Source organism: Burkholderia sp. Se-20378 (assembly GCF_017104665.1).
Classification (GTDB): Bacteria; Pseudomonadota; Gammaproteobacteria; order Burkholderiales; family Burkholderiaceae; genus Burkholderia; species Burkholderia lata.
Genome location: NZ_JAAGPG010000275.1, coordinates 1 through 11009 on the forward strand (window position 1 = coordinate 1; position 11009 = coordinate 11009).

The 11009-nt window shown below is 65.8% G+C and carries 11 protein-coding genes; 3 read left to right on the plus strand and 8 right to left on the minus strand.

The window, feature by feature from the left end; all coding sequences use genetic code 11:
- Positions 1–256: 256 nt before the first annotated feature.
- The 4 genes from G3N93_RS24540 to G3N93_RS24555 form a co-directional block, all read right to left on the minus strand.
- Positions 257–1078 carry an ABC transporter permease subunit gene (locus G3N93_RS24540; RefSeq protein ID WP_166964606.1) on the minus strand — a complete coding sequence of 274 codons (822 nt, stop codon included), beginning with the start codon at positions 1076–1078 and terminating at the stop codon, positions 257–259.
- On the minus strand, positions 1075–2001 hold the full coding sequence (locus G3N93_RS24545; protein WP_011352199.1) for an ABC transporter permease subunit: 927 nt from the start codon (positions 1999–2001) through the stop codon (positions 1075–1077). The genes G3N93_RS24540 and G3N93_RS24545 overlap by 4 nt, the downstream gene beginning before the upstream one ends.
- Positions 1998–3158, minus strand: coding sequence for an ABC transporter ATP-binding protein (locus G3N93_RS24550; RefSeq protein WP_174933908.1), 1161 nt, complete (start codon positions 3156–3158; stop codon positions 1998–2000). Before G3N93_RS24550 ends, G3N93_RS24545 begins: the two co-directional genes overlap by 4 nt.
- Before the next feature lie 85 nt (positions 3159–3243).
- Positions 3244–4338: a polyamine ABC transporter substrate-binding protein gene (locus G3N93_RS24555; protein ID WP_174933906.1), complete on the minus strand. Its 1095-nt coding sequence runs from the start codon at positions 4336–4338 to the stop codon at positions 3244–3246.
- Positions 4339–4758: 420 nt separating this feature from the next.
- On the opposite strand from G3N93_RS24555, the gene G3N93_RS24560 reads away from it, so the two are divergent.
- Positions 4759–4962 (plus strand): DUF1289 domain-containing protein, encoded by a 204-nt coding sequence (locus tag G3N93_RS24560; protein ID WP_043183034.1) that lies wholly within the window; start codon positions 4759–4761, stop codon positions 4960–4962.
- 74 nt (positions 4963–5036) lie between these two features.
- Here G3N93_RS24560 and G3N93_RS24565 read toward each other — a convergent pair whose 3' ends face one another.
- The 3 genes from G3N93_RS24565 to G3N93_RS24575 all read right to left on the minus strand — a co-directional run bounded on the left by G3N93_RS24565 (position 5037) and on the right by G3N93_RS24575 (position 8493).
- A complete protein-coding gene (locus G3N93_RS24565) occupies positions 5037–5678 on the minus strand; it encodes an OmpW family protein (RefSeq protein WP_174930820.1) in 642 nt (213 codons plus the stop codon).
- A gap of 65 nt (positions 5679–5743) precedes the next feature.
- Positions 5744–6934, minus strand: coding sequence for a nitronate monooxygenase family protein (locus G3N93_RS24570; RefSeq protein WP_206134146.1), 1191 nt, complete (start codon positions 6932–6934; stop codon positions 5744–5746).
- A 122-nt stretch (positions 6935–7056) separates the two neighbouring features.
- Positions 7057–8493, minus strand: a complete 1437-nt coding sequence (locus tag G3N93_RS24575) for an aldehyde dehydrogenase family protein (RefSeq protein WP_206134147.1) — start codon at positions 8491–8493, stop codon at positions 7057–7059.
- Positions 8494–8617: 124 nt separating this feature from the next.
- Here G3N93_RS24575 and G3N93_RS24580 point away from each other — a divergent pair, with 124 nt between their 5' ends.
- Positions 8618–9379, plus strand: a complete 762-nt coding sequence (locus G3N93_RS24580) for a hypothetical protein (protein ID WP_206134148.1) — start codon at positions 8618–8620, stop codon at positions 9377–9379.
- Positions 9380–9679: 300 nt separating this feature from the next.
- The gene (locus G3N93_RS24585) at positions 9680–10045 is read left to right on the plus strand and encodes a hypothetical protein (RefSeq protein WP_059234078.1); all 366 of its coding nucleotides are present in this window, start codon (positions 9680–9682) and stop codon (positions 10043–10045) included.
- 128 nt (positions 10046–10173) lie between these two features.
- Here G3N93_RS24585 and G3N93_RS24590 read toward each other — a convergent pair whose 3' ends face one another.
- Positions 10174–10653, minus strand: coding sequence for a DUF2501 domain-containing protein (locus tag G3N93_RS24590; protein ID WP_011352207.1), 480 nt, complete (start codon positions 10651–10653; stop codon positions 10174–10176).
- Between the last annotated feature and the right edge of the window lie 356 nt (positions 10654–11009).

An 11009-nucleotide genomic window follows, 5' to 3' on the forward strand; every position in this document is an offset into this window, starting at 1 on the left:
TCGCGACATGTACAGGCCGGGTTCGCGGCCGTGCTCGTGTGCGTCGCGCTCGGGCTGCTCGCGAAGGCGGCGTGCGGCGCGTAACGCAGCGCGCGACCGGGCACGGGAATCGAATCCGCGCCCGCCCGCGACGCCCATCATCCGGCACAATCGTTTACTGACCGACACCACCTCACACGCGGCGCCGCCAAACAAAACGCCCGGCCCGACTCATCGTCGGCACCGGGCGTCTTTCATGGCGATCACCACCTGAACGTCAGGTCGCGAACCCCGCCATCCGCTTACGTTCCTGCCGCAGCATCACGAAGTTCGCAATCACGACGCCGGCCGTCACCGCGACGATGAACAACGTCGCGAGCGCGTTCATCTCCGGATTCAGCCCCAGTCGCACGCGCGAGAACACCACGAGCGGCAGCGTCGTCGAGCCGGGGCCCGACAGGAACGCCGACAGCACGAGGTCGTCGATCGACAGCGTGAACGACAGCAGCCAGCCCGCGATCAACGCCTGCGAGATCAGCGGCAGCGTGATCGTGAAGAACACCTTCAGCGGCGTCGCGCCGAGATCGAGCGCGGCTTCCTCCAGCGACGGGTTCAGCTCGCGCACACGCGACTGCACGATGATCGCGACGTACGAGATGCACAGCATCACGTGACCGAGCCAAATCGTGAACACGCCGCGCTCGGCCGGCCAGCCGATCCACTTCGCCAGCTCGATGAACAGCAGCAGCAGCGAGATCCCCTGGATCACCTCGGGAATCACGAGCGGCGCGTTGATCATCCCGCTGAACAGCGCGAAGCCGCGAAAGCGGCCCATCCGCGCGAGCACGAAGCCGGCCCACGTGCCGATGAACACCGACGCGAACGCGGTCAGCACGCCGATCTTCAGCGACAGCCACGCGGCCGTCAGCAACTCGTCGTCCTCGACGAGCGCCGAGTACCAGCGGAACGAGAAGCCCGACCACACGGTGACGAGCTTCGACTCGTTGAACGAATAGACGATCAGGCTGATGATCGGGATATACAGGAACGCGAAGCCGGCAAACAGCGCCGCGAACTGCAGGTAACGATTCGGCTTCATCGGCGGCCTCCCTGCTCCTTCGCCTGGAAGTGCTGGAACATCGCCATCGGCACGAGCAGCAGCAGCACCATCGCGCAGGTCACGGCCGACGCCATCGGCCAGTCTGCGTTGTTGAAGAACTCATTCCACATCACGCGGCCGATCATCAGCGTGTTCGCGCCGCCGAGCAGCTCGGGAATCACGTACTCGCCGACCGCCGGGATGAACACGAGCAGGCAGCCCGCGATGATCCCGTTCTTCGACAGCGGCAGCGTGATCTGCACGAACGCCTTCCACGGCTTGGCGCCGAGGTCGTACGCGGCTTCGAGCAGGCGCAGGTCCATCTTCACCAGGTGCGCGTAGAGCGGCATCACGAGGAACGGCAGGTACGAATACACCATCCCGATGTACACCGCGTAGTTGGTGCGATACAGCTCGATCGGCGTATGGGTCAGGCCGATCCACATCAGGAAGTTGTTCAGCAGCCCGTTGTTCTTCAGGATGCCGATCCATGCGTACACGCGGATCAGGAACGACGTCCAGAACGGCAGCATCACGCCCATCATCAGCAGGTTGCGGGTCGCCGGGTTCGAGCGCGCGATGTAGTACGCCATCGGATAGCCGATCAGCAGACACAGCAGCGTCGTGATCGCGGCCACCCACACCGAGTTCACGTAGGTCGCGAAATACAGGCTGTCCGTAAACAGGAACGCGTAGTGCGACAGGTTCAGCGCGACGTGCACGACGCCGTCGGTGTACGACGCGAGCTCCGTGTACGGCGGGATGCCGAGCTGCAGCTCCGCGAAGCTGATCTTGACGACCAGCACGAACGGCACGAGGAAGAACAGCACGAGCCACGTGAACGGCCCGGCGACGACCGCCGTGGCGCCCGTCAGGTTGAAGCGCCGCACCGGCCACTCGAGCAGGGACTTGAACGTGGTCATGACGTCAGCACCACGCCCGCAGTCGCGCTCCAGCGCACGTAGATCTCGTCGCCGAGCGCCGGCGTGTCGAGCTCGGAAATCGCGAGGCTCGACACGTTCGCGATCACCGTCTTGCCGCCGTCGAGCTTCACGTGATACAGCGAGTAGCCGCCCATGTACGCGACGTTGCTGATCCGGCCGCGCGCCCAGTTGAACGCGCCTTCGGGCGGCTTGCGCGTGAGCGCGATCCGTTCGGGGCGCACCGACACCGTGACCGGCATCCCGAGCGGGCCCGAAATCCCGTGGCTCACATACAGCCGGCTCGGCAGCTCCGGCGACTCGATGTACACGTGGTCGGGCTCGTCCTCGACGGTCACGCCGTCGAACAGGTTCGTCGAGCCGATGAATTCGGCCGAGAAGCGGCTGTTCGGATATTCGTACACTTCGTTCGGCGAGCCGATCTGCACGATCTGCCCTTCGCTCATCACCGCGAGGCGATTGGCCATCGTCATCGCTTCTTCCTGATCGTGCGTGACCATGATGCAGGTGACGCCGACCTTGTTCAGGATGTTGACGAGCTCGATCTGCGTGCGCTGGCGGATCTGCTTGTCGAGCGCGGACATCGGCTCGTCGAGCAGCAGCAGCTTCGGCCGCTTGACCAGCGAACGCGCGAGCGCGACGCGCTGCTGCTGGCCGCCCGATAACTGATGCGGCTTGCGCTTCGCGTACTTGCTCATCTGCACGAGTTCGAGCGCCGATGCGACGCGCTCCTTCAGCTCCGCCTTCGGCGTGCCTTCCTGCTTGAGGCCGAACGCGACGTTCGACTCGACCGACATGTGCGGGAACAGCGCATACGACTGGAACATCATGTTCACGGGCCGCTTGTACGGCGGCATCTGCGCGAGGTCCTCGCCGTCGATCAGGATCTTGCCCGACGTGACCGTCTCGAGGCCCGCGAGCATCCGCAGCAACGTCGACTTGCCGCAGCCCGAGCTGCCGAGCAGCGCGAACAGCTCGCCCTGGCGCACGGTCAGGTTGACGCTGCGCACGGCTTCGGTGTCGCCGAATTTCTTGACGACGTCGACGATCTGGACAAAGGTCTCGGCGCGCGCATCGGCGCCGGAGGAGGAAACGGAGGACGGCGCGCCCGCGACCGGCGCACCCGACTGGCTATTCATGATGTGCTGCTTCTCTCCTGCGTTGAACGAACAAAGCCCCCGGGGGTACCAGGGGCTTCATGACTGCCGGGAACATCGGCGCGTGTCAGCGGCCCGACTTCAGCTCGGTCCACAGACGCGTCTGCAGACGTTGGATTTCAGGCGGCAGCGGCTTGAGCAGGAACAGCGTCTTCACGACGTCGGCCGGCGGATAGACGGCCGGGTCGTTCGCGACGTCCGGCCGCACATACTTGCGTGCCTCGGCGTTCGCGCTCGGGTAGTACACCGCGTTCGTGATCGCCGCGTGCACCTTCGGATCCTCGATGTAGTTGATCCACTGCAGCGCGGCATCCTTGTTCTTCGCGTCCTTCGGGATCGCCATCACGTCGAACCACACCGGCGCGCCGCCCTTCGGAATGTAGTACTCGACCTTGTACGACTTCTTCGCTTCCATCGCGCGATGCTTCGCGATCACGACGTCGCCCGACCAGCCGAATGCGAAGCAGATGTCGCCGCCGACCAGGTCGTTGATGTAGCCCGACGAGTTGAATTGCGTGATGTACGGGCGGATCTTCTTCAGCACTTCCATCGCGGCCTTGTAGTCGGCCGGGTTCGTGCTCATCGGATCCTTGCCGATGTAGTGCAGCGTCGCCGCGAACATCTGGTCGGGTGCGTCGAGCACCGACACGCCGCAGGTCTTCAGCTTCGAGAGGTTTTCCGGCTTGAACAGGATGTCCCAGTTGTCGAGCGGCACCTTGCCGAGCGCCTGCTGCGCCTTCGTCAGGTTGTATGCGAGACCGGTCGTGCCGTATGCCCAGGGCACCGAAAACTTGTTGCCCGGATCCGCGCCGGCGACGAGCGCCATCAGTTGCGGATCGAGGTACTTGAGGTTCGGCAGCTTCGACTTGTCGAGCGGCGCGAAGATGCCGGCGGCGATCTGCTTGCCCGCGTAGTTGCTGGTCGGCACGACGATGTCGTAGCCCGAGCTGCCCGTCAGCAGCTTCGCCTGCAGCGTGTCGTCGCTGTCGTAGTTGTCGTAGCGGACCTTGACGCCCGTCTGCTTCTCGAAGTTCGGGATCGTGTCCTTCGCAATGTAGTCCGACCAGTTATAGACATTGAGCTGCGTATCCTTCGCCGCTGCCGCCGATGCACCCACGCACAGCGCGAGCGCTGCGAACCGGCCCACTACCTTTGCTTTCATCCCGTTCTCCCTCCGACCGGACCGTGTGTCCGGCTGCCGTCTGCCTCGTCATGACGGCGCATTCTGGCGCGCCGCCCCTCGAAAACCCCGAAAACTACCATCATTCGCGCCCCGTCACAAAAAAATCATGGCGGTGTCGCGCAAACGGAACAGATTCCCGCCGCCGGCCAGGCTGGCCGCCCATGCGGCAAGGCGTTCCCGGGGAATTCTATCGGGTAATCGGCGGCTGTCCACCGGGAAAAACAGGCGGCGGCGAAACCGCGTTCGCCGGCCGGACGCGAACCGCCTGGCGGCTGTGCCCGAACCCGGTCGTACTGTCATGCCGCTGCACCGGTACGGCATGCCGGCCGCACCCGTCCGACCGTCCGGCCGCGATGCATTAAAATGGCGGCTGACGATTCAACTGCGTGAACCCTTCCGATGGCCTCCAATCTCCACGACCTGCCCGACAGCCCCTGTATCGGCGTGTGCTCGACCCTCTTCGACGAAGTCTGCAAGGGCTGCGGCCGCACGGCCGCCGAAGTGTCGAACTGGGTGTTCCTGAGCGACGACGAAAAGCGCGCGATCTGGGAGCGCATCTCGCGCGAAGGCACCGCGATGCGCTTCCAGTACGACAAGCTGTAAATTCGCCGCGCAAAAAAAAGCGGCATGCCGACCGCCATGCCGCCAACCCCAACTCAGTTCTTTTCCCGCCGCGTCTAGAATTTCATCCCGACGCCCACGCCGACGATCAGCGGATCGATGTGCAGCGTGCCGATGCCCTTGTCGCCGAGCGTCGCATCCGTGCTCATCCAGATCTTCTTCACGTCGACGTTCATGAAGATCTTCTTCGTCACCTGCACGTCCACGCCGAACTGCAACGCGGGGCCGAAGCTGCTCTTGTTGATCGACACGCCCTGCCCGCCGACGTTGAGCCCGTTGTTGTAGAAGTACGTGTAGTTCACGCCCGCGCCGACGTACGGACGCACCTTGCCGGCATGGTTGAAGTGGTACTGCAGCAGCAGCGTCGGCGGCAGCACGCCCACGCCGCCGAGATTGCCGAGGCTCGACGTCAGTTGATGCCGCGAGGTGCCGAGGATCAGCTCGACGCCGAGGTAGTCGCGGATCATGTACGTGAAGTCGAGCTCGGGCACGATCGCGTTGTTCACCCCGACGTTGAGCGCGCCCAGCGTGTCGCTTGCGCGCTCGTTCGGCTGGATGCTGATCGCGCGCAGCCGGACCAGGACGTCGCCCTGGTTGATGCCGTCGCCCGGCGAGGCCGCGTGCGACAGCGACGGCATCGCGGCGAAAGCAGCTGCAACGGCCGCAGCGGTGACACAAGTTCGAATCGTTTTATGCATGGTACGGACCCCCAAAGAATGGTTTCCATTCTCCCTGTAGGGTCTTTTCATCGTCTTGATATCCGTCAAGCCAGCGTAAACGTGGGACGGTTTGCCGCAGGCTCCGTCGCACAGCCCGTCAGCAGCAGGTCGAGCAGATCGCGCACGCTGCGGATCGCACGGCCGAACGGCAACGCTTCACGGCCGCGGAAGAACAGCCCGTTCGCGACGTCGCCGCGCAATGCGGCCGCCAGCCGCGTGTCGATGCAGAAATGGCCGAACTTCTCGATGCCGTCGCGCAAGCCGCATACGCTCAGGCATTCGAGCGCGGTCGGGCAACGCTGCTTCAGCGCGCCGAGCTTGGTGCGAATGCGCGTCTCGTTGCGCAGGTAACGATCGAGCCACGGCGTCTTCACCGCGCGGGCGGGCAGCCCCGTCACGCTGACGAATTCGACGATATCGTCGGGCGTCGCGTCGGCCAGCACGCGCTTGAAGTGCGGATGCGCATCGCCTTCTTCCGTCACCGCGAACGGCGTCCCGACCTGCACGCCATTCGCACCGGCCTCGAACGCCGCGCGCACCGTGTCGTGACTGTTGATCCCGCCCGCAACGATCAACGGGATCGTTTCACGCGCGAGTCCGAGCGACGCCATCACCTGCGCGGTCTCGTCGAGCACGCGCGCGAAATCGAAGCGACCGTCGTGCATGTCGTCGATCTGCGTGACGCCGAGATGGCCGCCCGCATGCGCCGGATGCTCGATCACGATCGCGTCGGGCAGGCGCCCCTTCTTCATCCACTTCTTCAGCACGAGCGCGATCCCGCGGCTGTCCGACAGGATCGGAATCAGTGCGATGTCGTGTCCTTGCGTGAGATCGGGCAGGTCGAGCGGCAGGCCCGCGCCCATCACGATCGCGTCCGCCCCTTCGTCGCACGCCGCCCGCACGTAGTCCGCATGCGCGCTCACGGCCTTCATCACGTTGACCGCGATCATCCCGCGCCCTTCGCTGTAGGTCTTCGCGAGGCGGATCTCGCGCGCGAGTGCCTCGAGGTTCGCGGCTTCGAGCGTCGTGCGATCGGGTTGCGCGCGACAACGCGCGAGCAGGTCCGCATGATGGTGGCGCAGGTCGATGCTCGCGATCGTGCCGACCGCGCCTTCGCGCGCGACGCTGCCCGCCAGCCGGTGCGCGGAAATGCCGACGCCCATGCCGCCCTGCACGACAGGCAGCAAGGTGCGGCCGCGAATCGTCAGCGGCGGAAAGGAAGTGCGTACGGTCATCTGAAACCTCGTCGGAACATCGGAACCGCGATGATCGACGATCCACCGACGCGCACCTTGACGGCCGTCAATAAAAAACGGCACGCGAGCGTGCCGTTTCCCGTTCAGGCCGTGAGAATCGCTCAGGCCGGCTTCGCGGGCTTGAGCTGCATCGACTTGTACTCGAGATATTCTTCGAGTCCGTACACGCCGTTCTCGCGGCCGTGACCCGACTGCTTGTAGCCGCCGAACGGCGCGGCCATGTTCCACACGCCGCCGTTGATGTCGACCTGCCCGGTGCGGATGCGGCGCGCGACGCCCATCGCGCGTTCGTCGCTGCCGGCCCACACCGCGCCGCCGAGCCCGTACGGCGAATCGTTCGCGATGCGCACGGCCTCGTCTTCATCGCGATACGTGATGATCGACAGCACCGGCCCGAAGATTTCTTCCTGCGCGATCGTCGATTTCGGATCGACGCGGCCGAACACGGTCGGCTTCACGAAGAAGCCTTTATCCAGCCCTGCCGGCAGGCCCGTGCCGCCCGTCACGAGCTCCGCGCCTTCGTCGATCCCGCGCTGGATGTAGTCCTGCACACGCTGCTGCTGCACGGCCGAGGCCAGCGCGCCGAGACGCGTCGCATCCTGCCGCGGATCGCCGGCGACGTAGGTTTCGGCCGCCGCCTTCGCGATCGCGCGCGCCTCATCGTAGCGCGCTTCCGGCACCAGCATGCGCGTGTGCGCCGAGCAGGTCTGCCCCGCGTTCAGGTAGCACGCGTTGACCGTGCCCTTCACCGCCGTCGCGAAGTCGGCATCGTCGAGGATCACCGACGCCGACTTGCCGCCCAGCTCGAGCGCGACGCGCTTGACGCCCGCAGCCGCCAGCTCGGCCACGCGCTTGCCGGCGCGCGTCGAGCCCGTGAACGACACCATGTCGACGTCCGGATCGGTGGCCAGCACTTCACCGACCACCGGGCCGTAGCCGCACACGAGGTTGAACACACCGGCCGGCAGCCCGGCTTCGTGAATCGCTTCAGCGAGCATGAACGCGTTGAGCGGTGCGACTTCGGACGGCTTCAGGACGACCGTGCAGCCGGCCGCGAGCGCCGGCGCGACCTTCAGCGTGACCTGGTTGAGCGGGTAGTTCCACGGCGTGATCGCCGCGACGACGCCGACCGGCTCGCGCACGACGAGCGAGTTGCCGACCTGTGCCTCGAACTCGAACGATTCGGCGAGCTTCGCGTACGCCTTCCAGTTGTAGATCGGGCCGCCGACCTGGATCGCGCGCGACAGCTTGATCGGCATCCCGACTTCGCCGGTGATCGACTGCGCAAGCTCCTCGCTGCGCGCCTGCAGATGCTCGACGATCTTGCGCAGGTAGCCCGCGCGCGTCGCGGGCGGCGTGGCCGCCCATGCGTCGAAGGCTGCGCGCGCCGCGCGGATCGCGTCCTGCGCGTCGGACGCGACGCCTTCCGGAATCCGGCCAATCACGGCTTCGGTGCCCGAGTCGATCACGTCGATCGTGCCGGTGCCGGCCGGTTTGCGCCACGCGCCGTCGATATAGAACTGGTCGTAGATTTTCATCGCTTTCCGCCTCCAGGAAAGCCGACATTCTAGCGAGCGTTTCGGTCTGCCGGTGTGACGATTGACAGCCATTAGAAAGGTCTTTAGCCTCGGCGCCTCATTCATCATAAGAAAGGAGAATGCCTTGAGCATCCTGACCAAAATCGAGGGCGGCTATCTTCAGGTGTTGCGCGTGATCGTGCTGTTGTTCGCGACCGCAGTCCTGATCGGCGGGGTCATATTCGGCGCGGTCGCACTCGATGCGCGCCTGTCGAAACCGCCGAAAGTCGATTCGGCCATCCAGGTCGATCCTGCATCGTTCGCGTGGGAGAACGGTGCGCCCGCCAAGGCCGCGCCGGCCACCGACGGCGCGGCAGCCAAGGACGACGACGCGTCGCCCGCGCTGCGCCTGTCGACGCGACTGTCGGGCATCGTGCAGAAGCACGGCCGGACGGCCCTGTCGCCGGACTACGCGGTCGATCGCGACGCGTACGAGCCGTCGTTCCAGCGCGTGCTCGGCGACGACGACCATCCGGACGTCGCGTACTACGAGCAGCAGATCGCGTATCTCGACAAGGTGCTGTCGCGCGCGGATGTCGCGGCCAGCGTCAAGAAGAAGGTCACCGGTCACGGCGACGAATATGCGCGCGAGCAGGCGTACACCGACGTCGTGTCGGCCGTCATGCGCGACTTCTCCGAGCGCTACGACGCACGCCGGACCGCGATCGACAACGAGAAGAAGGCCGCCGAAGAAACGGCTGCCGAGAATGGCCAGACCGCGCGCTACGCGGGCGTCGCCGCACTCGTCGCGCTGTATTCGTTCGTGTCGCTCGCGGTGCTGATCATCCTGATCCGCGTCGAGCGCAGCATCCGCTCGATCGCGCGCGCCACGCACACGACGACCTGAGTTCGCTCATCGGCAGCCCGGCCCGCGCGCCGGGCTGCGGCGGGCCCCGCAACGGGCCCGCTCGGCGGCGCAGGCGGCCGCCTCTTCCCGAGTGGTTCACCGCTCGCGCACTTTCCGTTCCCGCTGCCCCCCTCACTCCGCCGTCGGTCGTCCACGCCGGCGCAGCGTCCGTTTCGCCGGCGCCACGTCAGCATCCGCCCGGATGCGCGGCCGGGCCCGCATCGTGCTATGTTTTTATTATCGGCACCGGCCCATTGCAACCGGCGCCGCCCGGAATCGACGTATTTCGTGAGCGCTGCCATGTCCGACGCACCCCATACCCTCGGCTCGCAAGACCGCCTCGAGCTGCTTTGCTGGCTCACCTGCGGCAACCTCGGCGCGTTTTACCTCAACGAATCGTGGCCGGACGCCACGTTCCAGGTTCAGGCCGCGCACCGCTGGCTCGACCGCCATCATCGCCAGGCCGACTGGCTGGCCGTTGCCAAGCTCGCGGCGCTCGCGCAGGACATCGCGAAGCGGCATGCCGGGTTCGTCGATGCGTCATGGGCGCGCGACGCGGTCGAGGAAATCGTCGATACCGACGATCTCGACTATCGGGCGAAACTCGTGCAATGGGTCTACGAAGACTGCTGCAAGGCGCTCGCCGACAAGCGGCTGGCCGACTGAGTCCATGCGTGCGGGCCGCGGCATCGCGCGGCCGCCCGTCTGTTCGTCGATGCGCTCGCGGCTGCCGCGACGATCGACGGGCGCGGCACGCGTCGCACCACCCCCCTTCACCACCACGCGCCAAACGCTTACAACAGCGATTTCGCCTGCGTCAGCACCTTGTCGCAGATCTGCTTGGTGACCTGCTGCTTCAGGCCGCCGCCGCTCAGGTCGAGCTTGCTGCCGTTGCCGGCATCGAGGACCCCGCTCGCGCCGCTGGTATAGCCGCTGTCGGACGACGCGTTGCCGCCGAGCTTGCCCATCAGCGCGTCCTTCACCGACGACGCGCCGCCGGACGCCCCGCCGAGATAATTGTTCTGGATGCAGAACTGCAGCAGGCCGGCGACGTTGCCGGTGCTGCCCGGCATCAGCGACGAACCGCCCCCGCCCGTCAATGCACCGCCGAGGCCGCCGAGATTGCCGAGCGCACCGCCCGCGCTACCGCCTGAATCGCCGCCGCCGCCGACCTGCTTCAGGACATCGCCCAGCTGCGCATGCGCCACCGAAAACGGCGCGAGCAATCCGATCAGCGCGCCGGCAACGGTCGCGCGGTATAGACGTGCATTCATGTGAAGCCTCCCGGTTGTGATGGCATGAGTACCGCGAATCGAATCCAAGGATACTCAATCAACCCGTGCAATACAGCCTTCGAATGCGGCCTGAAACGTCAGGTATCGTGATATCGCCACAATTTGACAAAGCTTGACGTCACCCGTCGGCTCACCGGCCCCTCGCTCGCGCCGCACGCATCGCAGCCAGCCGCCCGGTGCGTGCATGTGCGCCGCTATGCATCCGCCGCGCGCGATCCCCGCCATGAAGCGGCAACGGAAACGAGTGCCAGCATCACGCCGATCGACGCGAACGGCATGGCCGGATGCAGCTCGTACAGCATCGCGCCGGCCAGCGGCCCGATCACCATGCTGAG

Coding starts and splice junctions, on each gene's coding strand:
- G3N93_RS24540 (WP_166964606.1), bottom strand. CDS start 1,078: ATGAAGCCGAATCGTTACCTGCAGTTCGCGGCGCTGTTTGCCGGCTTC.
- G3N93_RS24545 (WP_011352199.1), bottom strand. CDS start 2,001: ATGACCACGTTCAAGTCCCTGCTCGAGTGGCCGGTGCGGCGCTTCAAC.
- G3N93_RS24550 (WP_174933908.1), bottom strand. CDS start 3,158: ATGAATAGCCAGTCGGGTGCGCCGGTCGCGGGCGCGCCGTCCTCCGTT.
- G3N93_RS24555 (WP_174933906.1), bottom strand. CDS start 4,338: ATGAAAGCAAAGGTAGTGGGCCGGTTCGCAGCGCTCGCGCTGTGCGTG.
- G3N93_RS24560 (WP_043183034.1), top strand. CDS start 4,759: ATGGCCTCCAATCTCCACGACCTGCCCGACAGCCCCTGTATCGGCGTG.
- G3N93_RS24565 (WP_174930820.1), bottom strand. CDS start 5,678: ATGCATAAAACGATTCGAACTTGTGTCACCGCTGCGGCCGTTGCAGCT.
- G3N93_RS24570 (WP_206134146.1), bottom strand. CDS start 6,934: ATGACCGTACGCACTTCCTTTCCGCCGCTGACGATTCGCGGCCGCACC.
- G3N93_RS24575 (WP_206134147.1), bottom strand. CDS start 8,493: ATGAAAATCTACGACCAGTTCTATATCGACGGCGCGTGGCGCAAACCG.
- G3N93_RS24585 (WP_059234078.1), top strand. CDS start 9,680: ATGTCCGACGCACCCCATACCCTCGGCTCGCAAGACCGCCTCGAGCTG.
- G3N93_RS24590 (WP_011352207.1), bottom strand. CDS start 10,653: ATGAATGCACGTCTATACCGCGCGACCGTTGCCGGCGCGCTGATCGGA.